Here is a 24,911-nt window from a genome sequence, read left to right as displayed (position 1 = left end):
GTGTCCGTGCTCACTTCTTGGGCATCTGCTGCTGAGCCTTTTCGAGCTTGGCCCGCACCGACTCGGTGGTCACCGGCCGGCCGGCGGCGGCGTCGGCGAAGAGCTCCTTGACCGCGGTGCCGACGACGGTCTCGAACTGCGACTCCTCCGGGACCTGGGGAAGTGCGGTGGCGCTGGACGCCAGGGTCTCGCGCAGGACGGCGAGCGCCGGGGTGTTGAAGGCCGGGTCCTGCTGGGCGGTCTTGACCGGCGGGATGGAGCCGTATGCCTTGTTGAGGATGACCTGCTCTTCGTCGCTGGTCATGAACTTGACGAACTTCTTGGCGCCGTCGATGTTCTTGGTGTTCTTGAAGACGGCCATGTTGATGCCGGCGACCATGGAATTGGTGGCGGCGCCCGGGCCGGGCTTTCCGGACTGCACCGGGGCGGGCGCCACTCCCCACTCGTCCTCGGTCATGCCCTGGGTCTTGAAGGTGGCCGACGCGGTCTGCCACAGGACCATGGCCGTCTTGTCCTTGGCGAAGTCGCTCAGGGACTGGTTCTGCGCGTACTCGGCGTTGCCCGGCGCGATGATCTTGTGCTCGGCCATCAGGTCGACGTACTGCTTGACGGCGGCGACGGCGCCGTCGGAGGTGAAGTCGGCCTTGCCGTCGGGGGTGAAGAAGTCCGCGTCGTGCTGCTTGCCGAGGACGAACACCTGGTGGATGTTGGCGGAGAGGTTGGATCCCTCGGCGCCGAGGGCCCACTTCCCGTTCTTGGAGAGCTTCTTGCCGGTCTCCACCAGCTCCGCCCATGTGGCGGGCGGCTTCTGGATGCCGGCGTCGGCGAACATCTTCTTGTTGTAGTAGAGCGCGTAGGCCATGGAGTACAGCGGTACGGCGGCGGGGTCCTGGCCCTGGGCACCGGTGGAGCCGAGGGCGGACTCCACGAAGCGGTCCTTGCCGCCGATCGCCTCGAAGTTCTTCGCGTCCCAGGGCAGCAGGGCTCCGCTGGACTGGAGCGAGGCGCTCCAGGTGTTGCCGATGTTGAGGACGTCGGGCCCCTGACCGGAGGTGGTCGCGGTGAGGATCCGGTTGAGCAGGTCGGACCAGGGCACGACCTCCAGCTTTACCTTGATGCCGGTCTCCTTCTCGAACTTGTCGAGTTCGGGCTGGAGGACCTTCTTGTCCACCTCGATGTTGGCGCCCTGGTTCGAGGCCCAGTACGTGAGCGTCCTCGGCTGCTCGTTGGAGCCCTCGGAGCCGGACGTACCCCCGCCGCAGGCGGCCGCGGTGAGAACGAGCGAGAGGGTGACTGCGCCGACGGCTGCGGCTCTGATTCTGCGCATGACTCCAGGGGCCTTCCGGGAGGTGGACGGAGTTCGCCTGCGGGGAGGAATGCGACGCGATGAGCGTGCCGCGTCCGGATCCCAAAACCCCCGCGCTTAATTTAGGATGTGAGTTAAACCTCAAGCGAAGGTCGCGTCAAGGCCCTCGTCACATGTAAGTTCCCTAAGGACAACGGAGATGAGGGGGCAGGGTGAAGGTGCGCAGCGGCCGTACTGTGCGTGACCTGCGGCGGGAGAACCGCACCGCGGTACTGCAACGGTTGTATTTCGACGGGCCTCTGAGCCGCTTCTCGCTCGGACCGGCCACCGGCCTGAGCTCCGGCTCGGTCAGCAACGTGGTGTCCGAGCTCGTGGCCGAGGGGCTGGTGGAAGAGGCCGGCAGCGTCGACTCGGCCGGCGGCCGCCCCCGCACCCTCCTGCGCATCCGCGCGGACAGCGGCTACATGATCGGCGTGGACATCGGTGAGACGCGCGTGCGGATCGAACTCTTCGACCTGGCCCTCACCGAACTCGCACGGGTCGAGAAGCCGCTGGAGACCGAGGGTCCGCGCCGGATCGACCGATACGACGTCGGCGTCGTCGTCGGCCATCTGCGCGAGGGCATCCCCGAGGTCCTGAGCCGGGCCGGGATCCCGACGGAGCGGCTGCTGGGCGTCGGCATCGGAGTGCCGGGCATCGTCGCCAGGACCCCCGAGGACGGCGCCGTGGTGCACGGCCAGACCATCGGCTGGGACGCGGTCCCGCTGGAACGGCTTCTGCGCGAGTCGCGGCTCCTGCCCGAGACCGTGCCGTACTACATCGACAACGGCGCCAAGACGCTCGGCCAGGCGGAGATGTGGTTCGGCGCCGGGCGCGGTGCGCAGAGCGCCGTGGTGGTCCTCTTCGGCTCCGGAGTGGGCGCCTGCCTCGTCACCGACGACCTCCGCTCCGGCCGGGCCGTGGAGTGGGGACACCTGACCGTACGGGTACGCGGCCGCCACTGCCGCTGCGGCGCCCAGGGTTGCCTGGAGGCGTACGCCGGCGCCGAGGCCCTCCTGGAACGCTGGTCCGAGGCGGGTGGCCGGCCCCCCGTCGGCGCGGACGAGGAGACCGCGCTGACCGCGATGCTCGACGCCGCCTACCCCGCCAAGGCCGCCGACGGAACGGCACCGCTGCCCGACGAGACCGCCCTGGCCGTGCTGGAGGAGACCGCCGAGTACCTCGGTGCCGGTTTCTCCGACCTGATCAACCTCTTCCAGCCCGAACGCATCCTCGTCGGCGGCTGGGCGGGTCTCCAGCTCGGCCGGCGCTTCCTCGACTCCGTGCGGACGTACGCCACTTCGTACGCCCTGAAGTACCCGGCCGCGCGCGTGGAGATCGATCTCGGCACCCTGGGACCGGACGCCGTCACGGTCGGAGCCGCGATCCTGCCGCTCGCCGACTTCTTCTCCCTCGGCGGCCGCCGGGCCGAGGCGGATCCGGAGGAGCAGAGCCCCGCCTGGCAGACGACCCTGCGGGAACGGGCGGCGCAGTGAGGAGCCTCAGCCGGTGACCGGCCGGCGCTCGACCGTCACCGTCCCTGCCCACCGTGGGTCCCCCGCCGACCTCCCCACCATGAGCCGGTACGGCCCCGGCTCCGTGCACCAGGCGCGCTCCTCCTGCGACCAGTGGCGCAGGGCACGGGCGGGCACCTCCACCACGGCGGTCACCGTCCGGCCCGCCTCCGCCCGGACCGCCGCATAGCCGGCGAACCAGCGCACGGGCCGCTCCACGGCCGACCCCGGCCGGGCCAGGTACACCTGGACCACCTCGCGCCCGGCGCGCGTCCCCGAGTTGCGGAGACGTACCCGAACGGTGAACGCGGCGCCCGCCGCGACCTTCGTCGGCGCGTCGACGGTCTCGTACTCCCAGGTGGTGTAACCGAGGCCGTGGCCGAACCAGAAGGCCGGCGCACGGCCGGCCCGCAGCCATGCCCGGTGGCCGATGTGGAGGCCCTCGGCGTAGTCGAGGCGGCCCCCCGCGGGCCGGGTGCGCGTCACGGGCGCGTCCGCGAGAGAGGCGCCCCAAGTCGTGGGGAGCCGGCCGCCCGGTTCCGCCAGGCCGAACAGGACGTCGGCGAGCCCCGCGCCGGCCTCCTGCCCCGGGAACCAGGCGAGCAGCAGCGCGCCGACCTCCTCCCGCCACGGCATCTCGACCGGGCCGCCGCTGTTGACGACCACGACCGTGCGCGGGTTGACGGCAGCCACCGCCCGTACGAGAGCGTCCTGGTGCCCGCCGAGGGACAGGCCGGTTCGGTCGTACCCCTCGGTCTCGTCGTGCTCGGTGGTACCGACGACCACGATCGCGGTGTCCGCGTCCCGGGCCGCCTCCACGGCGGCCGCCAGCGCGCTCGCCGCGTCGGGGTCCGGCGGCGCCGCGGTGACGACGGTGGCGCGCCCGCAGCCGGGGACCAGCTCGCGCCGCGCCACCACGTGCACCGGCCGCTTCGAGGTCAGCACCACCCGGGCCGTGTGCACGGGCGGATTCACGTGAACCACCGCCGGGTCGTCCGTCTCGCGGGGGAACGTGCCGTCCAGGACCGTGCGTCCGTCGACGGTGAGCGTCAACCGGCCGAAGCCCCCGACACCGAACGACCAATCCCCCGCCCGCTGCGGCCGCAGACGCGCGCTGATCTCCACCGTGTGGGCACCCGGGGGCAGGTCCGGCTCGAGCTGGCGGCCCGAGAAGCGGTGCTCCGCGAACAGCTCCCGCCCCTCGTCGTCCAGCACGCGCAGCAGCACACCGGGAGCACCCGACCTCGGGTCGCTGCACCGGCCGGTGTCGAGCGGGGCGGCAGGGACCCCCAGGGGCGGGCCGGGCGCGTGCACCACTCGGGCGCGTCCGCGCAGCCGCGCACGGATGCCGGCGAGTGGGGTGACCACCTCGGACGGGAAGACACCCGCGCTGCCACCGCCCTGGGTGCGCGGTGCCGCGGCATGCGCACCGATGACCGCGACGGTGGCGAGCTTCGCCGGATCGAGGGGGAGCACCCCGCTGTTGCTCAGCAGGACGGACCCGGCCGCGGCCGCCCGGCGCAGGAGGGCACGCGTCTCGTGCGCGCCCCGCACCGGGATGCGGCGGCGCGGCGCGAAGGCGCCCACCCGGTCGGCGAGCCGGAGCAGTCGCCGGACCTTGTCGTCGACGGCCTCCTCCGGTACCACGCCGTCCTTCACTGCCCGGACCAGTGCAGGGCCCCAGGGGCTCTGCGGGCCCGGCATCGCCAGGTCGAGCGCGGCGCGGGCCGGTTCCCCGGTCGACCGCAGCGCGGCCCAGTCGGACACGACGACGCCGTCGAACCCCCACTCCCCCTTGAGGGGATCCCGCAGCAGCGGGCTGGCCGTCATCGTGACGCCGTCGACGGCGTTGTAACCCGCCATGACGAGCCACACCCCCGCCTCGACGGCCGCCTCGAACGGCGCGAGGTAGACCTCCCGCAGGGTGCGTTCGGACGCCCGTACGTCGACGGTCAGCCGGTCGGTCTCGGAGTCGTTGGCGACGTAGTGCTTGGCCGTGGCCCCCACTCCGTGGGCCTGGATGCCCCGGATCAGGGCGGCCCCGGTGCGGCCCGTCAGTTCGGGATCCTCCGAGAAGCACTCGAAGTGCCGGCCGCCGAGCGGGGTCCGGTGGAGGTTCAGCGTCGGGGCCAGCACCACGTCGACGCCCTTCCGGGCGGCCTCCGCGGCCAGCAGCCCGCCGAGCTCCTCCACCAGGTCCTCGTCCCAGAGGGCTCCCAGGGCCGAGGCGGAGGGGAGCAGCGCGGAGGGGCGTCGCTCGTCCCACGCCTCACCGCGGACACCGGCGGGCCCGTCCGACATCACCATCTCCCGCAGTCCGATGTCGGCCTCCCCGGCCGTGCGCCATGTCGTCGCGCCGGTGAGCAGACGTACCTTCTGCTCAAGGGTGAGCTTGCCCACGAGCCGATCGAGCGTCCTGTCGTCCTTCATTCCCGCCCCTCTTTCACAGCTGCTCGGTCATGGCCCTGCCCGGTTGCCCCCGGGCAGGGCAGAGGCCCGGCCGCCCTCGCGCGAGCGGGAACGGCCGGGCCCTGGTGAATCCGGTCGGTCAGGGCAGTCGGTAGTCCGCGTTCAGGACCGCGGGCCGCCCCGGGTGGTACAGGTCGTAGCCGCGCGCGTCGCACTGGAAGCCGCCCACGATGCAGCCGTCGACCAGCGCCTTGAGGGTGCGCTCCTCCCACGCGTTGAAGAAGTCGTAGTGGAAGGAGTAGCCGCGGCCACTGGCCAGCCGGACCTGACTCATGTCGCCGTTGACCGGGAAGGCCATCTTGAACTCGATCATCGGCACGGCGACCGGGTGGGAGGCCGGGCACATGTTGTCGTTGGTGCCGGGCTTGACGACCGGGTAGGCCATGTGGCTCTTGTGGTCGGGGGTGTCGAGGTACTTCCCGTCCCAGCAACTGGGGGCCTGCATCCGGAGGTTCAGCTGTACGTCGGGCCGGCTCGGGCAGCTCGCCGGGATGTCGACGTTGAAGAAGCTGTCACCGCATTCCCAGCCCTCGACGAAGCCGCGGTGGCGGCGGAAGTCGTCGGCGCTCTGCATCGGATCACCCACGACGAACCGCAGCCCCTTGGGGAACGGCCGCACGCTGGTGTAGTCGGTGACACCGGCCTTGTAGTAGATGACCTGCGGGCCCACCGGGAGGATCTTCTTGTCCCCGTTGTACAGGGACGGCATCCAGTACGCGGACGCGTCGGCGGGCGCCAGGCAGGTCGTCCTGCCTCCGTAGAGGCTCGCGGTCGTGCTGGCGGCGTTCGTCGTCGTGTTGCCCATGAAGGTGTGGTCATGGGACGTGCCCGGCTGTCCCGGGTACACGATCGGGTCGTCCGGCGCGGTGTGCGTGACGGAGCAGTTGGCCTGGAACTCCTTGTGGTACCGCGGCGGCGGGGTGTGCGTGGACGGTGTGACGCCGGTGACCTGGGGGACGGCCGGTATGTAGCCGTCACCGTCGAGGTCGTCGCCGGACGCCTGGGTCGACACGGCCATCGTGTGCCCGGCGTGGCTGCCGGCCGCGGCGGGACTTCCCGGACCGGCCGCGGTGGCGACCGTGCCGAGACCGAGGACCGTTGCGACGAGAGCGCTGCCGACAAGGAGTGCGGGGAGTCGTTTCGAACGCCATCTCATGGAGGGCCTCCAGCCCATGGGGGGGGGATGGTGACCCGGCAGGGGGCTGAGCGCCGCCCCCTGCCGGGGGCGTGGCGTGCGTGGTGCGTCAGCTGTAGACGCCGAACTCGTGGAGCGAGTAGCCCCAGCCCGTCCCGCGGGCCGTCAGGTGGAGACGGACGTGCCGCGCGGTCGCCGCGACGTCGATGGTGTCGATGTCGCCGTTGCCGGTCGTCGTGGTGTGGACCGTGCGCCAGGTGCTTGCGTCGTCGGACACCTGGACCTCGTAGGACTTCGCGTAGGCCGGGTCCCACACCAGCTGGAGCTTGCGGAGGGCGGTGGGGGCGCCGAGGTCGACGCGGATCCACTGCGGGTCGCTCCAGTCGCTGGCCCAGCGCGTGGCCGGGTTGCCGTCCGTCGCCTTGGCCGGCTCGCAGGGGCAGTCGCCGTACGACTGCTGGAAGGAGGAGGCGGTGGTCGGCTTGTTCAGCGCCACGTTGGTCCCGGAGACCGGCGGGGCGACGACCTTGACCGACTTGGTCTCGATGCCGGCGTTCCCGCGGCCGTCCTCGGCCTGGATGTACACCTTCCAGACGCCCAGCTTCTCGGGAGCGGTGACGGCGAAGGTGCCGTTGCCGGTCGAGCGCCACCGGGCCTCGACGAGCCGCTTGTCGCCGCTGGCGTAGTTGCCGCTGAGGAAGATCTTGTACGTGATCGGGTCGCCGTCCGGATCGCGCACGTCGGCGCGTACGCCGAACTCACCGCCCGCCGGGGCCGAGGCGGCGGGAGTGACGGCCATGTTCGTGATGACCGGAGGCGTGTTGTCGCCGCTGGTCGACCCGGCGTAGGCCTTCTTGACGGCGTAGTACGACAGCCTCTTCAGACCGTCGGGCACGAGGTTGAACCAGACACCGCCGAAGTCGTGCTCGAGGCCGTAGTGGAAGAGGGTGGCGCCGAGCGCGACACCCCGATGGCCGGTGGTGCAGTTCCACGCCTGGGTGTAGCCGTCCGCCTTCCGCACGTCGGTGGGCTCGTCGGGGACCCCGTTGGCGTCGTCCGGCACCTCCCACTCACCGGCGGGCCCGCCCTCGGTGATGATGTAGGGCTTGGTGTAGCCGCCCGCCTCCCAGTCCTCCTGCACGTTGCAGATGTCGCCGTAGGAGTTCATCGAGTACAGGTCGAGGTCGGGCGCGTTGCGCTTGTAGTACGGCCAGGCACCGGTCCAGGCGTCGGTCGAGGTGACCGGGTGGTCCGGGTCGATCGAGTGGATCTTCTTGGCCACGTCGTTGACGAAGGAGGTGTAGGCGTTGCGCTGCGCTTCCAGCTCGGTGCCGCTGTAGCAGTTCTGCAGGCCCAGCACCGACTCGTTGCCGACGTTCCACATCAGGGTGCCGGGGTGCGACTTGTAAGCCTCCACCCACTTGGCGAACTCGGCCAGCATGTTGTTCTTGTACGTGGAGTCGGTCACGTAGTTCACGCAGCCGCCGCTGCCGGGGCCGCCGCCCGGCTGGAGCCAGAAGCCGTTGATCACGCGGATCCCGTGGGCGGCCGCCGAGTCCAGCAGCGGCTTGGTGGAGCCGTCCGTCCCCCACGTGCGGATGGTGTTGACACCCATCGACTTCACATCGGGCATGTACTTCGGGGCGTCCGCGACGGACGGGCCCCAGGTCAGGCCCTTGACCGTGTACGGCTGGCCACCGGCGGTCAGCTGCCAGTTCCCCTGAGAGCCGGTGACCCGCACCGCCCCTCCCGTGACGGGCGGAGGGGTTCCGTCGGTGTTCCCGTAGACCTGGAACTCCCACAGGGAGTAGCCGTAGCCGCCGGCCCGTTCGGTTCCCAGCATCCGGACGTAGCGGCCGGAGCCGGAGACGGCGAGGTCGTCGGTGCCTCCGTCACCGCCGGTCACGGTCTTCAGCGTCCGCCAGTCGGTGCCGTTGTCGGACGCCTGGATCTGATAGCTCCTGCCGTACGCGCCCTCCCACGTCAGGACGACACGGCTCAGGTTCGACCGCTGCCCGAGGTCGACCTGCACCCACTGCGGGTCGCTCCACTGGCTGGCCCAGCGGGTGCCGGTGAGGTTGCCGTCGAAGGCCGCCGACGCGGCGTATCCGTCTCCCTCCTGGGATGAGGCGGTGGCGGGCCTGCCCTGCGACAGCAGGGTGTCCGCCGCCTGGGCGGGCGGGGCGACGAGGGTGAGCGTCGACGCCACCAGCGCGCCGAGGGCCAGTAGCGGGACGCCGACGCGGCGGCGGGCCGGGGCAGGTGGTGAGGGGGCTCTGAACACATCTTCTCCTGGCGGGTCGGAGTGCCGGGCGGGGCCGGGGGCGCTCTCCAGGGGATCCCGGCGCCCGTCGGCGCATGGTCGCGACGGCGCTCCCGGCTCGGGACGGCGCGGTCGGCGTTCAGGCGGTGCGCGGTGCGAACCGTTCGCGTTCATGCACCGGGTGGTGGCCCCTCCGGGCCGGGTCGCGGGGATGTCACCCGGGCCGGAGGGGAATCGCTGCCGGTCCGCACCGGATCATCCGGCGGCCGGTGGACCGGGTGTCAGGGGAAGGACACGACGGTGGACGGTACGGTCGAGGTGCCGGCGGGGACCGTGGAGGCTCCGGTGTCGTTGATGACGTGGTTGTAGTGGCCCATGCCGCCGAGGGACACCACCAGCAGGCTGTGGAACTTCACCCCGGGCTTGACCGGGGTCTTGAAGCCGTGGTGCTGGCGGATGCTCGGGTCGACGTTGTAGTTGCAGTAGCTGCCCAGGCCCCATGCCTCGTGGGTGTCCACCGAGTCGTCCACCCGGTAGGCGGCGTATCCCTGGGTGGTGCCGTTCTGGATGGCGGCCTGGTTGGGCGCGTCGTACGCCTTCTCGTTCTGGTAGAAGATCGTGCGGCCGCGCTCGCCGTACCACTCCACGTCGTACTTGTTGAAGTGCTCGACGAACAGACCGGTGGCCAGCACGTCGTCGCCGTTGACCCGCACGCCGTAGTCGGCGCGGTTGGTCTCCCAGCCGACGCCCTCGCCGTGGTCGGCTCGCCACACCCACGTGTGGTCGATGATCGTGTCGTGGCTGTTGACCACCATGCTGGTGGTGGCCTTGCCGGGCCCGGCGCCGCCGATCCGGATGTAGACGTCCTGGACGGTGGTGGGGTTGGCCGCGTGGTCGGCGGCGGCGCCCTGCGGGCCGATCTCCAGCAGGGTCGGGGAGTTGACCGGTCCGGCGTCGATCAGGAAGCCGGCGAGCTTGACCCCGTCCACGTCGGCGACCTTCATCGCCGTCACCCCGTTGTCGGGAATGATCGTGGCCAGGCCGAGGCCGAGCACGATGGTGTTCGCCCGGTTGACGTTGATGGTCCGGTCGACGTGGTAGACGCCCGGGGTGAACAGCAGGTGCAGGCCCTGCTCCAGGGCGGCGTTCATGGTGGCGGCGGTCGTTCCCGGCTTGACGACGTAGAACCGGCTCAGCGGAATCGACTCACCCTGCGGAGTGCCACTCGCCCAGGTCGTGCCGCGCGCGTCGGTGCGCTTGGCGGGCGCGAAGACCTTGTACTCGTTGCCGTCCAGGTAGAGGAACGGCTTCTCACGGGAGATCGGGGTGGTGTTCAAGGTGGTGTAGCGGGGCTCGGGGAAGCTGGTCGCGGGGGCACCCTCGACGCCGGAGAAGACCTGGTTCCACACGGAGTTCGACCAGCCGCCGATCGCGCTGTCACGGGTGTACCACTGCTGCTGCGAGTAGTTGCCGATCTGCCCGTCGACCTTGGTGTCGGCGATGTAGCCGCCGCTGGCCCAGCCGTAACCGTTCGGCGCGAGGTTCAGGCCGCCCTTGACGTGCATGCGACGGAACGACGCCGCCTGGGACACCGCCCACCGGTTGGTGCCGCTGACCGGGTTGAGTGCGAGGTTCTCCGCGGCCCGCCAGAAGTTCTGGGTGGCGTTGCCGTTGAACCAGCCGGCGTCGACCGTCACGTCACCGTTGATGGTCGTGTCGTCGGGCCGCAGCCCGAGGCCCGCGATCTGGGTGTAGAAACCGATCTGGGCGTTGAGGCCGTGGTACGTGCCCGGCTTGAAGAGGAAGGCGTGCCGGCCACTGCCGAACTGCGCCGACTCCTGCTGCTTGAACACCTCGTCCAGCTTGGCCTGGATACCGGGGGTGGACGGGTCGAAGACGTGCACGTTCGGGCCGAGGTCCCCGCCGCCCGGCAGGGTCGGGCCGCCGTCGCCGCCCGTGGAGCCGTACACCTTGAACTCCCAGAGCGAGTAACCGTATCCGGTGGCGCGGGCGGTGCCGAGCATCCGGACGTAGCGGGCCGTCCCGGAGACGTTCAGCGTCTCGGTGCCGCCGGTGCTGGACGTGGTGGAGTAGGCCGTCGTCCAGTCCGTTCCGTTCTGGGACGTCTCGATGCGGTACGCCTTGGCGTGCGCGGCCTCCCAGCGCAGCTCGACCTGACTGATCGTGGCCGTCGTACCGAGGTCGACACGGATCCACTGCGGGTCGGAGAAGGCGCTCGACCACCGGGTGCCGGTGTCACCGTCGACCGCCGCGCTCGCCGGTGTACCGGCGTGCTCCTGGCTCGACGCCGTGACGGGCTTGCCCTGGGACAGCAGTACGGGTGCGGCCTCGGCCTCGTGGGCGGGGGCGAAGGCGAGAAGGGCGGCCGCGAGGGCGGTGACCACCACGCCGACGACACCTCGGCGGGCGGATCTGCGTGGCGCCGGTGGCGCCACTGACGGTATGCCAACTGTGGTCATGGGGGGGCTCCTTGGACACGAGAACGCAACGGGAGAGCGCTCTCCGGAACCATGCCCGTAACGACACGAGCGGTCAAGGGCTCTGTCATTACTTATCTTTTGACTTTCATTAAGCGGCAGTCGACATCTGCGGCACTCGACGCATCGCACGTACCGCGCCGACGGCGGCCGCATGGTCGGCCAAGCGGTCAGGGCGCCGCTGACGTACGTCCACGCTCCCCCGCGGACCGCTGGAGGAGGTGTTCGGTCACCAGGGCGAGGGGAGGCCAGTCCAGGCGGCCGTGGCGGGCGACGGCGTAGGCGCGCAGTTCGACGTCGGGAGTGGTGAGCGGAAGAAGCCGTACGGCCGGGAGGGTGACGGTCCCGATGGGGAGCAGGCCGACGCCGAGCCCGGCGGTGATCATGCCCTGCACGAGGTCGAGGCTGTCGGCCTGATGGGTGATGCGCGGGGTGAAACCTGCCATGGAGGCAAGGGTGCGGATGACCGTCTCGTCCGCGGTGTTGCGGGAGTTGACGATCCAGTCACGCCCGGCGCACTGGGCGAAGACCTCCGATGTCGTCCCCTCCCGGACCTCGGCCTCCACCGGGACGCCCAGGCCCCAGCGCGCGGTCCACAGGGCCGTGGCGCGCACGGCGGGGTCCACGGTCGCGGGCGCCAGGTTGTAGTCGTACGTCAGAGCCAGGTCCGCCCTGTCCTCGGCCAGGAGCTGGAGCGCCTCGGCGGGTTCGTGTTCGCGGATCAGGACATGGAGGCGGGGGTGACTGCCGGACAGGGTGGTGATGACGGGCAGCAGGTGGGTGCGGATGGCGGTGGCGAAGCCTGCGACGCGCAGCGTGCCGTTGGGCTCGCTCTCCGGGGCGAGGTCGTGGCGCGCCGCCTCGACGGCGGCGAGGATCGTCACCCCGTGCTCGGCGAGCCTGCGGCCCGCGGGGGTCAGACGGACCCGGCGTCCGTGGGGCTCGATCAGGGCGGTGCCCATGTCGTCGGTCAGGGCGGCGATCTGCTGCGAGACCGTCGAGGTGGTCGTACCCAGCATGTCGGCCACCGCCCGCATGGACCCCAGCCGGGACAGTTCCACCAGCATCCGCAGTCGCCGTGTCTCCATACCGCCCATTGTCCAGGATTCCCGAACGGAATGTTAAGGATCGACACGTGGACGTGAACGATCGCGGTGTCCTCTACTGAGGCCATGACGCCCCTGGATCCCCGCCCCCGTCTCCGCGCCCGCCGGTCCGGCCTGCCCGGCTCCGCCACCGGTGCCCTCATGGCCGTCTGCTCCATGTCCACCATCCAGCTCGGCCTGGCGCTCTCGGTGCCGCTGCTCGACCGGCTCGGCGCGCTGGGCACGACAGGGTTGCGGCTGGCATGGGCGGGCGTCCTCCTGCTGGTCCTCGTCCGGCCCCGCCTCCGGGACCACACGGGCCGGGACCTGCTGGCGTGTGCCGTCCTGGGCGCGGTCAGCGCGGGCATGATGGTGTTCTTCATGCTCGCCGTGACCCGGCTGCCGCTCGGCACCGCCAGCGCGCTGGAGTTCCTCGGGCCACTCGCCGTCTCCCTCTATGGCCCGGGCCGCGGTCGCAAGCGCTGGACGGCCCTGGCGGCCGTCGGCGTCGTCGCGCTGACCGAACCCTGGCACGGCGGCATCGACGCGGTCGGTGCGGGCTTCGCGCTGGCCGCCGCGGCCTGCTGGGCCGCGTACATCCTGTTGACCCAGCACGTGGGCGACTCGGTGACCGGCCTCGGCGGCCTGGCGATCTCCATGCCCGTCGCCGGCCTCATCGGCCTCCTCGTCGCAGCCCCCTCCGACCTGCAACACGTCACGTGGAAGCTGCTCGGAGCCATGCTGGGGCTCGCCGCCCTGAGCGCCGTACTGCCCTTCGTCCTGGAGTTCCTCGCACTGCGCCGCCTGACCACCTCCGCCTTCGGCACCCTGATGAGCCTGGAACCGGCCATCGCGGTCTTCGCCGGCCTGCTGGTGCTGGGCCAGATACCCGGCCTCGCCCCCGCGGCCGGCGTCGCCTTCGTCGTGATCGCCGGAATCGGAGCCACCCGCACCGGCGCCCGCCCCACGCCGACGGCCCCCGGCGCTCACCACGACCCACCCCGGGTGGAACCCGCCCGACAGGAACCCGGGGGCCGGCTTCCGTCGGGCCTATGACGTGAGCGGTCGTCGCCGGGACCGGGCGCCAGGCCCGTAGCCGGACCGCGGTGTCCCGACCCGGTCGAGGGCGTTCTGCACGTCCTGGTGCGTGAAGCCCGCCGGGACGGCGTACGTCGCCGGGTCCGGTGGTAGTGGCGCAGAGCCCGAGCAAGCAACGTTCACACTGCGATGGAGTGGTGTCGCCTCTTCCGGGTCTGCCTGGAACGAGAACCATCCTTCGTTGGATGCCTCCACCTGGCGCGGTTGGCGAGGCGCTCGATCTTCCGGAGATGGTCCAGGTCACTGAGCCCGGGTGAGGGCATGGCCCGAAGTTTCCCACCATGCCGCCGACGCCGGCACAGGTCATCGATCCGGCATGCAGCACCCGGCGCACTGCACTTCCGGGAGACAGGCCGTAGTTGGCCGTGCGCTCAAAGCCCCTGGGCGCCGGGGTCCTGGAGCATGTCGTCCCTCAGTACGTCCGCCCTGATACGCGGCATGGGGGCGCACGTCACCCGGTAGCGGCCGTTGGGCACGTGCGCCGATCCGGTGACATGCACGGTGAGCGGGCCGGCCCACTCGTAGCCGTACCGCTCGCCATGCCGTGCCAGCGAGTCGGTCAGCTCCTGCCCCACGGCTTGCGCGCAGCGGTCGATCTCGGCGTGCACGGCGTCGGCCAGTTCGACGATGTAGACGTTCGGCACCACGACCCGGCTGTGGCTGCACACCACCGCGTGGTCGTCGCACTCCCGGCGCAGGGCGTCCACGACCTCCACCGGTTCCTTCCCGAAGACCCTGGCCAGCAGCGCCTGCTCGAGGTGCTCGATCGCGCGTTCCCACGGTTTCAGCTCTCCCATGGAAAACGCGTGCCCCCGAGCCGGGGCTTCACTCGGGCCGCCGCGGTGACGGCCCTGGTCGTGCAGGCCAACCGCGGCGGTGAGCGCGAGGCGGAGCGCCTGTCGCTCACGGCGGCCGAGATGTTCGCGAACGCTCCCGGCACGGCGGAGGCGCTCCAGGACCCGGGTCCGACAGGCGTGCTGCAGCCGCGCGCCGCAGCGGCCTGGCGGCGGGCGGGCGTGGACTTCGCCCTGGTCGTGAACACGGGGTTCGTCGGCACCACCGGACCGGCGCTGGAAGGCCGGACCGTCGTCGAGCGCGCGGGCGGCCGCGGCTCATCCGGGCCGAGCAGGACCGCCGCTCATGCGTACGGGCCCCACCCGAGGGCCGCGTGCGGCGATCGGGTGGGGCCCGTACGGCTCCCCGGCTCAGGCGGCCTCGTCGTACCCGCGGGCCAGGTGAAGCGCCTTTCCGATCAGGGCGAGGCTCTCCTTCGAGAGGTTCAAAAAGAGCATCACGTCCGGGTCGCCCGGGACGAAGTACCGGGTGCCCTTGCCGCCGGTCGCGGCCGTCGGGTTCATCGGTGCCGAGGACATGCCCGCCTTCTTGGCGAGCTCGTCGACGTACTCCGGCGTCTGTCCCCGCAGCTCCGGGTTCATCAGCCGTTCCATGGCCTGGAGCGCGGTGAAACCGGCGACCGCGCCGACGGCCATGCGGCTCCAGCTTCATGCCGAAGCCGGTGTCCCACAGGCGCAGCCCGAAGTCGGTGACCGAGGAGGCGGACGGCTTGTCCTTGGGGCAGCTCTTCGCCTTGGCGCAGAACGTCGTCCAGAACAGCTCGCTCATCGCGGCGAGCCCGTCGTCGGTCTCGGCACCGTTGGCGAAGAAGTTCTTCTTCGACTGCACCTTCTTCAGCGCCGCGGCCCAGGCCGCCCGGTCCGCCGCCGACATGCCGATCGGAGGCTTCGCCTGGATGGTGACCTTCTGGCTCGAGGACTTCGGGTAGTTGGGGTACTTCTCCTCCCCCGTCTGCCCGGAGCGGAAGTCGGGCGCCGAGTGCGATTCGACGAACCGGATCTCGTCGCTGCACTCATTGCCGCTGCACGTGACCATGTTGCTCATCCCGGACGGGTCCGGGAAGGCGAACGGGTTGCCCTGGCCGTAGCCGAAGCCGTTGAGGGACTACGGGTTGCCCGGTTCCAGCAGCGGGTCGACGCTCAGGAACCGGCCCAGGCCGGGGTCGTACACCCGGGCGCCGACGTGGACGGTCAGGATCGCGCGGCCCTCGGAGTCGAGCCCGCCCGGCAGGGCCGCGCTCCCGAGCAGCAACCGCGGCGCTTCCTCGGCACGAAGAAGGGCCGCAAGATCCACTACGGCCGCGTTCTGGTGGAGGGCCTCCGCCCCGACGGCGTACCGGCCCCGCTGGATGAGTTGCTCCGCAGCGTGTGAGGGGAGCGGGAGGGGAGCGGTCGGACACCGCGGGTCGGACACCGCGACATGCGACGCTGCGTCCCGCGTCCCGCTGTCCTGCATGCGGACCCTGTGCGACCCGGAGGCCGACGAGGCAACACACCGGCCCGGTCCAGCAGTCGGGAGGCCCCGCCCGAGTGCATCAGATCACTCGGCGGCCCTCCAGCGGCGCTGCGAACAGGGCAGGTCCGCGTTCGCTCGGCAGGCGCGGGGTGTGGTTGACCAGGCGGGCGGAGTTGCCGACGACGGCGATGCTGCTGGTGTTGTGGAGCAGGGCGGCCACGACCGGGTTGATGGAGCCGCCGGCGCCGGCGCCCAGTCCGAGCAGGTTCACGCCGATGGCCAGGCCGTAGTTCTGGCGGACCACACGCAGGGTGTGGCGGCTCAGTTCGACGACGGCGGCCACCTGCTGGAGGTCGTTGCCCGCGAGCGCGATGTCGGCGGTCTCCAGCGCCACGTGCGAGGAGTGCGCGCCCATCGCGATGCCGACGTCCGCCAGGGCCAGGGCCGGGGCGTCGTTGGTGCCGTCGCCGACCATGGCGACCAAGTGGCCTTCGTCCTGGAGGTCGCGGATCAGCTGGAGCTTGCCTTCGGGCAGGGCATGGGCGTGGACCTCCGTGATACCGAGGGTGTCGGCGACCGCCTGGGCCGTCTCGGGGGCGTCGCCGGTGAGCAGGACGATGCGCTGCACGCCGAGGTCCTCCAGCTGGCGGACGACGGTGTGGGCTCCGCCGCGTACGGCGTCGGACAGGCCCAGCATGCCGATCAGGTCGTCGTCGTGGGCGAGGCAGATGACGGTCTCGCCCTGCGCGCGCAGCCGTTCCGTCCATGCCTGGGCCTCGTCGGGCAGGTGCATGCCGTGGCGGCGCAGCAGGGCCGGGCTGCCGACCAGCAGGCGGCTGCCGTCCAGTTCGGCCCGCATGCCCATGCCGAGGACGACCTCGCACGCCTGGTGGATGGGAATGTGCAGGTGCTGTTCCTCGGTGCGGCGGACGATCGCCTCGGCGAGCGGATGACGGGCGTGCAGCTCGCCGGAGGCGGCCAGGCTCAGCACCTCGTCCGCGGTGAACTCCTCGTGGAAGGTGACCACGCTGGTGACGAGTGGGCGGCCGAGGGTGAGCGTGCCGGTCTTGTCGAAGACGACGGCGGTGACGCGCCCCACGCCCTCCAGGTGGGTGCCGCCCTTGATGAGGGTGCCGTGGCGGGCTCCGTTGCCGATGGCCGCGCTGATCGCGGTCGGGGTGGCGAGCCCCGCGGCGCACGGGCAGGCGATGAGGAGCATGGTCATGGCGCGGCGGGCGTCACGCGTGAGCGCGTACGTGCCTGCCGCCAGTGCGAAGGAGACGGGGACGAAGCGGCGGGTGAAGCGGGTGGCGACGGTCTGGATGGGCGCGCGGTCGGCCTGGGCCTCTTCGACGCGGCTGATGATGCGTCCGACGGTGGTGTCGCGGCCGACGGAAGTGGCGCGGATGGTGAGCGATCCGTTGGTGACGATGGTGCCCGCGTAGACGTCCGTGCCTTCGTGTACGTAGACGGGGAGGGCTTCGCCGGTGATGGCCGCCTGGTCGACCAGGCCCTCGCCGGAGACGACGGTGCCGTCGACGGGGATCCTGTGGTGTTCGTAGACGGCCACCAGGTCGCCCGTCGCGACGTCCTCCAGCGCCACCTCGATCTCGACGCCGTCCCGTACGAGCCAGACCCGCTCCTCGCCGACGCTCAGCAGCTCCTCGATGGCACGGCGGGTGCGGCGCAGGGTCAGGGTCTGGAGGAACTCGCCGATGTTCAGCAGCCACAGCACGGTGAGGGCGACCACGTTCTCCCGCAGGACCAGCGAGATCAGGGTGGCGGCGGTGACCAGGGTGTCCGTACCGGGGTAGCGGCGGCCCAGGACTGTATGGAGCGCGCCGCGGAAGAAGGGGAGCCCGCTGAAGACGGTGGCCACGCGCAGGACGCCGAGGGGAGCGCCGGCCGACCAGGGCGGGCGGCGCAGCAGGAGCCGGTGTACGGCCACGAGCGCGAGGACGGCTCCGCCGACGACCAGCCGGGCGACCTCGCCGGTGGAGGAGTCGGGCATCGCGCGGCTCGCCTTGGCCGCGGCGGTGGGAGGTGGCGCCTCGTCCAGGGCGGCCACGAGCTGGTCCACGTCGAGGTGATCGGGTGCGACCCAGACCACCACGCTCCCCGTACGGGGGAAGATCCGCAGCGCCCGGAAGCCCCGTACGTCGGCGAGCCGGTCGTCGACGAGCCCGGCGCAGCCGGGCCGGGCGCGCAGCCAGGGCACGGTCAGCCGGACCCGGCCGGCGGCGACGGAGCGGACGGCGATGTCGGACATGGTCAGTGCTCGTGGTCGTGGTCGTGCCCGTCGACGCTGACGGCGGACGGGGGCGGCGCCTCCTCGCCCAGCGAGGAGCGGGCCTCGGCGAGCATGTCGCCCGCCTTGAGCCGTGCCTCTTCGGCCGCGGAGCCCAGCCACCGGCCCGCCACGATTCCGCCGGCGAGGCTGCCGACGAGCGCCTTGCGGGCAGCGGGTTTGACCGTGGGCGCGGCTTTGGCCGCTCCGCGGAAGATCAGTCCACCGATCACACCGGAGACGGCGAAGTGGGCCATGCGGCCGGCGGCGGCACCGACGAGAGCAGCGGGATGCATCGGGCGCTCCTTCGCGGAAAGACGCGCCCCCGAATGCCCAACCTGACTCAATTGTGAACCTTGAGCAGGTGGGCGGCAATCAAGGTCCAGCCGCGACCGTTGCGGCCGCTCGCCTTCGGCGGCCGGCTCGAAGGTAGCCTGCCTCGGTGATGGTCTCTCTGCTGTGGCACATCCGGCATCGGAACGAAGCGGGTGCCGATCGGACCACCCTGCACGTCGATGGCGAGAGTGTGTTCATCAGCGAGCAGGACGGTGACGACGCCAAGCTGCTCGGTGTCTACTCCTCCCGCGCCAAGGCCGAGGAGCGAATCCACCAAGCGCGGCTCCTGCCCGGCTTCGCCGACGAACCGGAGTGCTTCGTCATCGATGACTACATGCTGGACGACGACGAGTGGCCGGACGGCTTCCAGACCGAGTTCCTCTCTGTCCGCGTCACTCCACCGCACAGCTCACCGCGCTGACCACAGGGAGACGGGTTTCGCCCGCACCGGTGCGCTACCCCGCGGCGTGTCGATACGGTCCGCCCGTGGACGACTTTCGGTTGACCAAGGGCATCGACGCATGCGCGTCACCCGACCACTTCGTGCGACTCCGGCTGGCCGCCTACGACGCGGCCACGGACGCCGGGATCGCCTGGGCATTGAGGGCACAGCCGGCGCGCCCGGCAGAAGTCCGGATCGCTCGGGAACTGCACCAGGACATACAAGCGGCGCGCACCGTCTGGAGCGCGCCGGACACCCCCGACGACCGCTGGCCCCCGCTCGTGCGCAGGCTGCACAGCCTGCTCCACATCAGCAACCTCATACCCGCGCTCCTGGAGACCGGCGGTGACCAGGACCTCGACGCGGACCTGGTCCACGCTCCGGACGGCCGCCGTGATGTGCGGCGGCTTCGACCGGCCGCTGACCGACCTCGAGGAATCCCTCCGCGAGACCTCGCACCACCACCATCATCACCACGGCCGCGCGGCCGACCTCGGCCTCCTGGCGGCGGCGGCCCGGCATTCGTTGACCGCCCTGCTCCTGCTGGACAAGCAACTGCTCGCGAAAATCGCCGCTCAGGGAAGTAGGGCCTGAGGCTTGTCCCGTAACCGCGTTGTCAGTGCCGCCTCGGGATACCGTGCGGAGTGGTGGGCCGGACGGAGATCGTGAGGGACTCGCGGCCATGGGGGGTGGGTGGGAAGGTCCCCGGCATCCAGCCCGGGACTGGAGTTTGATATCCGTGTCCCCACCCCCCACCTCCGGCCGCCGGAGTCGGCTTGCGCGGTGAACGGGTGTGGTACGAGCTCACACCGCCGGCCTCGCCAGGTGCCGCCCGGGGCGGTATCGGATACGCGCGGCCGGCGCGGCGACGTCATCCTCCGCGCCGTGGACCTCCCGCCGGGCGAGCACCCGGTCGAGCCGTTCCTGCTCGATGTCGCCGCCGTCGGCGCCGTGCCGCCCCTGTACCAGCCCGGCCTGTGGAGGGAGCCCTCATATCGGCGTACGTACGAGGACCGAGCGGAGCTACGCGCTGGGCGAGAGCGAGTGCCGCCCAGGTCCAGCCCCTCACCGCTTCGGCCCGGATGCGGGCGTGCAGCAGGCGCATCCCGGACGGCAGCTGCCGCACGCGTCTGCGGCGTCGGCGGAGGCCGTCGCAGCGGTGGAGGGCGCGCAGCAGCCCTTGCCCTGCCAGGCGTCGCGGCCTTCCTTGACGGCGATGGCGGCGATGACGAGGGCGGCGACGGGGTCGGCCCAGGACCAGCCGAGGGTGGCGTTGAGGAGCAGGCCGACCAGGAGCACGGCGGAGAGGTACGTGCACAGCAAGGTCTGCTTGGAGTCGGCGACCGCGGAGGCGGAGCCGAGTTCGCGGCCGGCCTTGCGCTGGGCGAAGGAGAGGAACGGCATGATCGCCAGGGAGAGGGAGGCGATGACGATGCCGGGGACCGATCGTTCCGCTTCCCCGGTGCCGGTGAGCGCGCGGACGGCGTCGAAGGTGACGTACGCGGCGAGCGCGAAGAACGACACCGCGATGATCCGCAGGGTGCGCCGCTCGCGCGCCTCGCGTGCGGCGTGGTCGCGGGCGGAGAACTGCCAGGCGACGGCGGCGGCGGAGGAGACCTCGATGACCGAGTCGAGGCCGAAGCCGATCAGGGCGGTGGAGGAGGCGAGCGTGCCGGCGGTGAGGGCGACGATCGCCTCGATCACGTTGTAGGTGATGGTGGCGGCGACCAGCAGGCGTATGCGGCCTGCGAGCGCGTCGCGGCGCGCCGGGGACGGCCCGAGGGACAGCGATATCTCGGCGGTCATCAGCAGCACCCCTGGGTGTCGGCGTCCGAGCAGGTGCGGTCCGTCTCGACGGCCACCACGGCGGTGCGCAGGTCGTCCAGGGCGTGGCCGAGGCGTTCGTCGGCGAGTTCGTAGCGGGTGCGGCGGCCGTCGGGCGCGGTGATGACCAGGCCGCAGTCCCGCAGGCACGCCAGATGGTTCGACAGCCGCGTTCGGGAGATCCCGAGGCTGTCGGCGAGGTCGGCCGGGTAGGCAGGCGCCTCACGTAGGGCGAGCAGGATGCGGCAGCGGATCGGGTCGGCGAGCGCGCGGCCGAACCGGGCCAGCACCTCGATGTCGGAAGCAACAGTCAGCACGGGACGACGATACAAGGCATCCTGAATTCAGGGAATCCTGAATCGCTGATGCGTCGCCGGACCTCGTCCACCGGGTCCGCCCGCACCAGCTGGTGGGCGGGTCCGACGACGCGGTCGTCGCGTACCAGGACGTCCTGGCCGAGCGCGTCCGGCTGGTGGTCGGCACCGTGACCCGGATCGACGCGGCCGTTCACGACGCGGTTCAGCCTTCGACGCCGGTGGCGTCGTGCGACGCGCCGACGGGCTTGGACTCCGGGGATCCGCGCTGCCTCAGATAGATGGCGAGAATGGCCATCGAGGCGACCGCCAGCAGCTCGGACTGCCAGTTCTGCAGCGTGCGGCTCCAGAAGTCCGCAGAGGACAGGTAGTGGGCCCATGTGGTGGGGGCTTCCAGGCGGCGCAGCTGCTCCTCGTTGTAGGCCGCGACGCCGGTGACCGACTGGGTGAGCCAGGAGAGCAGGAAGATGGCACCCATGACGAGGCCGAGCGATCGGGAGAAGACGACTCCGCGCCAGTCCTTGTAGGCGGCCCAGCGGGGCGAGTCCTCCCTGGCGTGCTCGCCGACCATCTGGTCCTTGTCGGACTCGGTGCCCGCCTTGTCGAGTTCCTTGGATTCCGGCGAGCCGCGTTGCAGCAGCCAGACGGTGGCGAAGATGTACAGGAAGAACTGCAGGTACTCGGACTGCCAGTTCTCGGTGACGTCGACGGCGAAGTCCGACGACGTCAGGTACGCGCCGAAGCCGACGGGTGCCATGCCATCGCTGACGAGCTGGTTGTTGAAGTCCGCATGTCCCGCCACGGCCTGGCCCACGAGGGCGAGCAGGAACGTCGTCATGAAGAACAGCCCCAGGCTGTTGTGCCGCAGAAAGCGCCGTACACGGTGCCGGGCCGGTGCGGTGTTCCCGCCGGTTTCCGTTTCGCGGCTCATCGGTGCATCAGCCCCAGCGTCATGAAGTACGCCAGACCACCGATGATCACCAGCAGGGTCACGGTGAACAGTGTCCTCACGCTCGCTCACCCGCCCTTGATCTCGCACGCGTACGGCCGCTGCGGACGTGGCTGGCACCCGGCGGCCGTCACCTTCCAGCCCGTGGGGAAATGCGCCAGGAACACGGTGTCCCGCTCCAGCACCACCCGGGCCTGATCGCCGTACACGTCCACACCCCGTACGGCACCGGCCACCGGAAGCTCCTGCTCCTCGATCGCCTCCACGCACCGGGTCTTGGCGGACTGCTCCAGTTCCTCCCGGGTGGCAGGAGCGAGAGCCGCACACAGCCGCTCGCGCTGTCCGGCGCCGAGCGCCTGCTCGAAACGGGTGACTTCCGTGGAGACCTCATCGCGTCGCTCGGGAAGCGTGCCGCAGGCACTGACCGCGGTGAGGACCGCCAGCACACCGATCCCCGGCCCGTACCACGGTCCTCGCATCCTGCCTCCCGGCGGCCTGGGCGGAAACGGGTCCACCGCGCGGTCGATCAAGTGACATGCGGCTACCCGCTCATGGGACATGCACGCCCGCCGGCCCGCAACCGGAGCGGAGCAGGAGCCGGGCCGAAGCCGGGGAGGGCTTCTTCCGCAGACGGATCGGTGTGCGCGCGTTCCGAGCGGGAACCAGGCGATCATGGCCGACGTGACCGAGTGGGGAGAAGTGGACCGACGCCTCACGCGGCGTGCGGCGCATTGGACGTCGCCTCTGGCACGCCGGGTGCTGCCGAAGGCGCGATCCGCGGCCGAGCACACGAAGCTGTGGTGGGCCGCGGCAGCGGTCATGTCCGCCGTCGGTGGCGGTCGGGGCCGGACGGCCGCGGCAGCGGGGATCATCGGCATGGGCGCGGCGGAGCTGGTCTCCAACGGGCTGTGCAAGCCGCTGTCCGCGCGGCGCCGCCCGCCCGAGGACCTCATCCCCCACGACGACGTGCGCGAGCGGCCGGACAGCTCCTCCTTCCCCTCCGGGCACACCGCGGCGGCCGTGGGGTTCACCGTGGCGGTCGCGGGCGTCTGGCCGGGGGCGGCGGCGGTCTGCGCGGTACCGGCCGCCATCGTGGCCGTGGAGCGGGTGCACTCCGGCGCGCACTACCCCAGCGATGTCGCCGGGGGTGCCGCGATCGGCCTGGTGACGGGCTTGCTGGTACGCCGATCACCCCGCCTGTTCCTGCGCCATGCTGCCCGGAAGGCCCGCAGCCGCCTCATCGGATGAAGCGCGGCGCCGACGCCGCTTCGCGCCGCTGTCAGTGCTGGTCGGGGTCGGCCTCGTCGGCGCCGCTGCTGGTACGGCTCGGCTGGCCGCCCCCAGTCGTGCCGTAGCCGCCGGGGACGCCGGGGACGCTGTCGGCGTCGGCCTCCTCCCTGGTGATGTGCCGGGTCGCGCGGACGTTGGAGCGCCGCTCGGGGTGCGGGTAGCTGAACGGCCGGGCCTCGGCGCGCTCCTCCTCGGCCTCGCGGATCTCGGCTTCGGTCTTCTTGTCGGGCGTGTCGGGCGTGTCAGGTGTGTCAGGCGTGTCGGGCTTGGTCATGGCCTCCGGGTAATCAGGCGGCCGGACGATACGCAGGGGCTGGAGGGCGGCGAAGCGCACACCAAGCGGTACGTCAGGCCCGCGGCGGCCGCGGCGCCGCGGGCGGCGCGGGCGGCGCGGGCGGCGCGGGCGGCGAGGAGGAAACCCGGCACCATGATCAGGCGGGGCGGTACACGGGACAGCAGGGAAGCCCTGTGCGTGAGCCGGGCGGCGGGGCACCGCGCTGAAGGCGGAGTTGGGCCGACCCATAAGGTGCCCCCATGCCTGCTTCGTTGAGTTCCACGAAAACCGCCGCCGCGCTGCGCACATCGGCCCGCGTCTCCGTCGAGTTGCTGTTGGTCCTTCTGGCAACCTCGGTGGCGCTGTGGCTTCTCGGGCGGATGTGGTCGGTCGTCTGGCCTCTCATCGTGGGCTTGTTCCTCACCACCCTGACCTGGCCCCTGGCCTCCTTCCTGCGTCGTCGGGGATGGCCCGCGGCCCTGGCTGCCGCGGTGGTGACCGTGCTGTTCCTGCTCGTGGTCACGGGCATCGCGGCGCTGATCGCCGTTCCGGTGGCGTCGCAGGCCGGTGAACTGGCCGACGGGGTGGTCGCCGGCATCGAGAGGCTGCGCGAGTGGGCCGCCGGGCCGCCGCTGCACATCGGCGACGACCAGATCACCGGTGCCCTGGACGCGGCCGTCGCCCGTGTCCAGGACAGCATCGGGAGCATGGTCACCGCGGTGGTCACGGGGGTGAGCACCGTCGTCAACGGCGTGGTCACCGCCGTGCTCGCGCTCTTCCTGATGTTCTTCTTCCTCAAGGACGGTCCGCGGTTCCTGCCCTGGCTGGCCCGTCAGCTCCCCGGCCGCCTCGCCACGGACATCCCGGTCGTGGCCGAGCGTGGTTGGGAGACGCTCGGCGCGTTCGTGCGGTCCCAGGCGTTCGTCGGTCTGCTCGACGCCGTTCTCATCGGCATCGGCCTGTGGGTCCTCAAGGTGCCGCTCGTGCTGCCGCTCGCGGTCCTGACCTTCGTGTCCGCGTTCGTACCGATCGTGGGTGCGCTCTTCGCCGGTTTCGTCGCGGTGCTCATCGCCCTCGTCTCGAACGGTCTGACGGACGCGCTGATCGTGCTGGTGATCATCGTCGTGGTGCAGCAGCTCGAGGGCAACGTGTTCCAGCCCATGATCCAGAGTCGCGGTCTCGGTCTGCACGCGGCGGTGGTGCTCCTGGCCGTCACGCTGGGCGGCAGCCTGGCCGGCATCGTGGGCAGCCTGCTCGCCGTACCGGCGGCCTCGTTGATCGCGGTGGTCTGGAACTACGTGCGCGAGCAGCTGCGGGAGCCGGAGGTCGACGAGTCGCCTTCGGAGCCGGTCGTCTCTTCGTAAAGGGGTGTCCCCGTAAGGTCATCGCGAAAGTGCCGAGCCGCCTGCTCGGAGGTCGTCCCGACGGCGGGGGGGGGGGGGGGAGGTTGACCCCGGGCCCCCCGCCGCCCACAGGGC

23 protein-coding genes and 2 pseudogenes are annotated in these 24,911 nt (G+C 71.3%); 9 read left to right on the top strand and 16 right to left on the bottom strand.

Going from position 1 to position 24,911, the window contains the following annotated elements:
- Positions 1-10 precede the first annotated feature (10 nt).
- Complete coding sequence (locus ABZX67_RS01705; RefSeq protein WP_355352801.1) at positions 11-1,327, bottom strand: extracellular solute-binding protein; 1,317 nt, start codon at positions 1,325-1,327, stop codon at positions 11-13.
- Between the two features lie 191 nt (positions 1,328-1,518).
- Here ABZX67_RS01705 and ABZX67_RS01700 point away from each other — a divergent pair, with 191 nt between their 5' ends.
- Positions 1,519-2,841, top strand: coding sequence for an ROK family protein (locus ABZX67_RS01700; RefSeq protein WP_355352798.1), 1,323 nt, complete (start codon positions 1,519-1,521; stop codon positions 2,839-2,841).
- Positions 2,842-2,847: 6 nt separating this feature from the next.
- Here ABZX67_RS01700 and ABZX67_RS01695 read toward each other — a convergent pair whose 3' ends face one another.
- The 5 genes from ABZX67_RS01695 to ABZX67_RS01675 form a co-directional block, all read right to left on the bottom strand.
- Positions 2,848-5,289, bottom strand: a complete 2,442-nt coding sequence (locus tag ABZX67_RS01695) for a glycoside hydrolase family 3 C-terminal domain-containing protein (RefSeq protein ID WP_355352795.1) — start codon at positions 5,287-5,289, stop codon at positions 2,848-2,850.
- 118 nt (positions 5,290-5,407) lie between these two features.
- Positions 5,408-6,484 carry a DUF1996 domain-containing protein gene (locus ABZX67_RS01690; protein WP_355352792.1) on the bottom strand — a complete coding sequence of 359 codons (1,077 nt, stop codon included), beginning with the start codon at positions 6,482-6,484 and terminating at the stop codon, positions 5,408-5,410.
- Between the two features lie 88 nt (positions 6,485-6,572).
- Positions 6,573-8,747, bottom strand: coding sequence for a discoidin domain-containing protein (locus ABZX67_RS01685; RefSeq protein ID WP_355352789.1), 2,175 nt, complete (start codon positions 8,745-8,747; stop codon positions 6,573-6,575).
- A 260-nt stretch (positions 8,748-9,007) separates the two neighbouring features.
- The gene (locus ABZX67_RS01680) at positions 9,008-11,206 is read right to left on the bottom strand and encodes a discoidin domain-containing protein (protein ID WP_355352786.1); all 2,199 of its coding nucleotides are present in this window, start codon (positions 11,204-11,206) and stop codon (positions 9,008-9,010) included.
- Positions 11,207-11,394: 188 nt separating this feature from the next.
- Positions 11,395-12,312 (bottom strand): LysR family transcriptional regulator, encoded by a 918-nt coding sequence (locus ABZX67_RS01675; protein ID WP_355352783.1) that lies wholly within the window; start codon positions 12,310-12,312, stop codon positions 11,395-11,397.
- Between the two features lie 84 nt (positions 12,313-12,396).
- Between ABZX67_RS01675 and ABZX67_RS01670 the strand changes: the two genes are divergently transcribed.
- On the top strand, positions 12,397-13,365 hold the full coding sequence (locus ABZX67_RS01670) for an EamA family transporter (RefSeq protein WP_355352780.1): 969 nt from the start codon (positions 12,397-12,399) through the stop codon (positions 13,363-13,365).
- A 413-nt stretch (positions 13,366-13,778) separates the two neighbouring features.
- Here the strand turns inward: ABZX67_RS01670 and ABZX67_RS01665 are convergent, their stop codons facing one another.
- Positions 13,779-14,204, bottom strand: coding sequence for a DUF3662 domain-containing protein (locus ABZX67_RS01665; RefSeq protein WP_355352777.1), 426 nt, complete (start codon positions 14,202-14,204; stop codon positions 13,779-13,781).
- Positions 14,205-14,612: 408 nt separating this feature from the next.
- Complete coding sequence (locus ABZX67_RS01660) at positions 14,613-14,897, bottom strand: hypothetical protein (RefSeq protein ID WP_355352774.1); 285 nt, start codon at positions 14,895-14,897, stop codon at positions 14,613-14,615.
- A gap of 26 nt (positions 14,898-14,923) precedes the next feature.
- Between ABZX67_RS01660 and ABZX67_RS01655 the strand changes: the two genes are divergently transcribed.
- Positions 14,924-15,190, top strand: a complete 267-nt coding sequence (locus tag ABZX67_RS01655) for a hypothetical protein (protein ID WP_355352771.1) — start codon at positions 14,924-14,926, stop codon at positions 15,188-15,190.
- A 176-nt stretch (positions 15,191-15,366) separates the two neighbouring features.
- Here the strand turns inward: ABZX67_RS01655 and ABZX67_RS01650 are convergent, their stop codons facing one another.
- Positions 15,367-15,513: a hypothetical protein gene (locus ABZX67_RS01650; RefSeq protein ID WP_355353487.1), complete on the bottom strand. Its 147-nt coding sequence runs from the start codon at positions 15,511-15,513 to the stop codon at positions 15,367-15,369.
- On the opposite strand from ABZX67_RS01650, the pseudogene ABZX67_RS01645 reads away from it, so the two are divergent.
- Positions 15,478-15,633, top strand: a pseudogene (locus ABZX67_RS01645) (ATP-dependent endonuclease); the annotation flags it as partial. The gene ABZX67_RS01650 and the pseudogene ABZX67_RS01645 sit on opposite strands and share 36 nt — an antisense overlap.
- A gap of 163 nt (positions 15,634-15,796) precedes the next feature.
- On the opposite strand, the gene ABZX67_RS01640 reads toward ABZX67_RS01645, so the two are convergent.
- Together ABZX67_RS01640 and ABZX67_RS01635 are read right to left on the bottom strand one after the other, a co-directional pair.
- Positions 15,797-17,986, bottom strand: a complete 2,190-nt coding sequence (locus tag ABZX67_RS01640; RefSeq protein ID WP_355352768.1) for a cation-translocating P-type ATPase — start codon at positions 17,984-17,986, stop codon at positions 15,797-15,799.
- Positions 17,987-17,988: 2 nt separating this feature from the next.
- The gene (locus ABZX67_RS01635; protein ID WP_290113750.1) at positions 17,989-18,300 is read right to left on the bottom strand and encodes a DUF1490 family protein; all 312 of its coding nucleotides are present in this window, start codon (positions 18,298-18,300) and stop codon (positions 17,989-17,991) included.
- A gap of 149 nt (positions 18,301-18,449) precedes the next feature.
- On the opposite strand from ABZX67_RS01635, the gene ABZX67_RS01630 reads away from it, so the two are divergent.
- Together ABZX67_RS01630 and ABZX67_RS01625 are read left to right on the top strand one after the other, a co-directional pair.
- Positions 18,450-18,761, top strand: a complete 312-nt coding sequence (locus tag ABZX67_RS01630) for a hypothetical protein (RefSeq protein ID WP_355353428.1) — start codon at positions 18,450-18,452, stop codon at positions 18,759-18,761.
- A gap of 366 nt (positions 18,762-19,127) precedes the next feature.
- The gene (locus ABZX67_RS01625; protein ID WP_355352765.1) at positions 19,128-19,376 is read left to right on the top strand and encodes a hypothetical protein; all 249 of its coding nucleotides are present in this window, start codon (positions 19,128-19,130) and stop codon (positions 19,374-19,376) included.
- A 471-nt stretch (positions 19,377-19,847) separates the two neighbouring features.
- Here the strand turns inward: ABZX67_RS01625 and ABZX67_RS01620 are convergent, their stop codons facing one another.
- Both ABZX67_RS01620 and ABZX67_RS01615 read right to left on the bottom strand, forming a co-directional pair.
- The gene (locus ABZX67_RS01620) at positions 19,848-20,588 is read right to left on the bottom strand and encodes a cation transporter (protein WP_355352762.1); all 741 of its coding nucleotides are present in this window, start codon (positions 20,586-20,588) and stop codon (positions 19,848-19,850) included.
- Positions 20,588-20,923 (bottom strand): metalloregulator ArsR/SmtB family transcription factor, encoded by a 336-nt coding sequence (locus tag ABZX67_RS01615; RefSeq protein ID WP_355352759.1) that lies wholly within the window; start codon positions 20,921-20,923, stop codon positions 20,588-20,590. Before ABZX67_RS01615 ends, ABZX67_RS01620 begins: the two co-directional genes overlap by 1 nt.
- Before the next feature lie 56 nt (positions 20,924-20,979).
- On the opposite strand from ABZX67_RS01615, the pseudogene ABZX67_RS01610 reads away from it, so the two are divergent.
- Positions 20,980-21,111 (top strand): annotated as a pseudogene (locus ABZX67_RS01610) (FAD-dependent oxidoreductase); the annotation flags it as partial.
- A gap of 14 nt (positions 21,112-21,125) precedes the next feature.
- On the opposite strand, the gene ABZX67_RS01605 reads toward ABZX67_RS01610, so the two are convergent.
- A complete protein-coding gene (locus ABZX67_RS01605; protein ID WP_355352756.1) occupies positions 21,126-21,851 on the bottom strand; it encodes a DUF6766 family protein in 726 nt (241 codons plus the stop codon).
- Between the two features lie 86 nt (positions 21,852-21,937).
- Positions 21,938-22,348: a hypothetical protein gene (locus ABZX67_RS01600; protein WP_355352753.1), complete on the bottom strand. Its 411-nt coding sequence runs from the start codon at positions 22,346-22,348 to the stop codon at positions 21,938-21,940.
- 193 nt (positions 22,349-22,541) lie between these two features.
- Here ABZX67_RS01600 and ABZX67_RS01595 point away from each other — a divergent pair, with 193 nt between their 5' ends.
- A complete protein-coding gene (locus tag ABZX67_RS01595) occupies positions 22,542-23,117 on the top strand; it encodes a phosphatase PAP2 family protein (protein ID WP_355352750.1) in 576 nt (191 codons plus the stop codon).
- A 31-nt stretch (positions 23,118-23,148) separates the two neighbouring features.
- On the opposite strand, the gene ABZX67_RS01590 is transcribed toward ABZX67_RS01595, so the two are convergent.
- Complete coding sequence (locus tag ABZX67_RS01590) at positions 23,149-23,433, bottom strand: hypothetical protein (protein WP_355352747.1); 285 nt, start codon at positions 23,431-23,433, stop codon at positions 23,149-23,151.
- 260 nt (positions 23,434-23,693) lie between these two features.
- Between ABZX67_RS01590 and ABZX67_RS01585 the strand changes: the two genes are divergently transcribed.
- The gene (locus tag ABZX67_RS01585) at positions 23,694-24,797 is read left to right on the top strand and encodes an AI-2E family transporter (protein WP_355352744.1); all 1,104 of its coding nucleotides are present in this window, start codon (positions 23,694-23,696) and stop codon (positions 24,795-24,797) included.
- Positions 24,798-24,911: the final 114 nt, after the last annotated feature.

This window comes from Streptomyces sp. NPDC003036 (genome assembly GCF_040611175.1).
Lineage (GTDB): Bacteria > Actinomycetota > Actinomycetes > Streptomycetales > Streptomycetaceae > Streptomyces.
The sequence above is the reverse complement of the archived record's forward strand: the minus strand, read 5'-3'. Positions and strand labels throughout refer to the sequence as shown.

What these genes read in the sequence shown, in the direction of transcription:
- ABZX67_RS01605 (WP_355352756.1), bottom strand. Translation starts at nt 21,851, where the DNA reads ATGAGCCGCGAAACGGAAACCGGCGGGAACACCGCACCGGCCCGGCAC.
- ABZX67_RS01595 (WP_355352750.1), top strand. Translation starts at nt 22,542, where the DNA reads ATGGCCGACGTGACCGAGTGGGGAGAAGTGGACCGACGCCTCACGCGG.
- ABZX67_RS01665 (WP_355352777.1), bottom strand. Translation starts at nt 14,204, where the DNA reads ATGGGAGAGCTGAAACCGTGGGAACGCGCGATCGAGCACCTCGAGCAG.
- ABZX67_RS01590 (WP_355352747.1), bottom strand. Translation starts at nt 23,433, where the DNA reads ATGACCAAGCCCGACACGCCTGACACACCTGACACGCCCGACACGCCC.
- ABZX67_RS01640 (WP_355352768.1), bottom strand. Translation starts at nt 17,986, where the DNA reads ATGTCCGACATCGCCGTCCGCTCCGTCGCCGCCGGCCGGGTCCGGCTG.
- ABZX67_RS01630 (WP_355353428.1), top strand. Translation starts at nt 18,450, where the DNA reads ATGGTCTCTCTGCTGTGGCACATCCGGCATCGGAACGAAGCGGGTGCC.
- ABZX67_RS01585 (WP_355352744.1), top strand. Translation starts at nt 23,694, where the DNA reads ATGCCTGCTTCGTTGAGTTCCACGAAAACCGCCGCCGCGCTGCGCACA.
- ABZX67_RS01620 (WP_355352762.1), bottom strand. Translation starts at nt 20,588, where the DNA reads ATGACCGCCGAGATATCGCTGTCCCTCGGGCCGTCCCCGGCGCGCCGC.
- ABZX67_RS01600 (WP_355352753.1), bottom strand. Translation starts at nt 22,348, where the DNA reads ATGCGAGGACCGTGGTACGGGCCGGGGATCGGTGTGCTGGCGGTCCTC.
- ABZX67_RS01670 (WP_355352780.1), top strand. Translation starts at nt 12,397, where the DNA reads ATGACGCCCCTGGATCCCCGCCCCCGTCTCCGCGCCCGCCGGTCCGGC.
- ABZX67_RS01660 (WP_355352774.1), bottom strand. Translation starts at nt 14,897, where the DNA reads ATGGCCGTCGGCGCGGTCGCCGGTTTCACCGCGCTCCAGGCCATGGAA.
- ABZX67_RS01675 (WP_355352783.1), bottom strand. Translation starts at nt 12,312, where the DNA reads ATGGAGACACGGCGACTGCGGATGCTGGTGGAACTGTCCCGGCTGGGG.
- ABZX67_RS01635 (WP_290113750.1), bottom strand. Translation starts at nt 18,300, where the DNA reads ATGCATCCCGCTGCTCTCGTCGGTGCCGCCGCCGGCCGCATGGCCCAC.
- ABZX67_RS01680 (WP_355352786.1), bottom strand. Translation starts at nt 11,206, where the DNA reads ATGACCACAGTTGGCATACCGTCAGTGGCGCCACCGGCGCCACGCAGA.
- ABZX67_RS01690 (WP_355352792.1), bottom strand. Translation starts at nt 6,484, where the DNA reads ATGAGATGGCGTTCGAAACGACTCCCCGCACTCCTTGTCGGCAGCGCT.
- ABZX67_RS01705 (WP_355352801.1), bottom strand. Translation starts at nt 1,327, where the DNA reads ATGCGCAGAATCAGAGCCGCAGCCGTCGGCGCAGTCACCCTCTCGCTC.
- ABZX67_RS01695 (WP_355352795.1), bottom strand. Translation starts at nt 5,289, where the DNA reads ATGAAGGACGACAGGACGCTCGATCGGCTCGTGGGCAAGCTCACCCTT.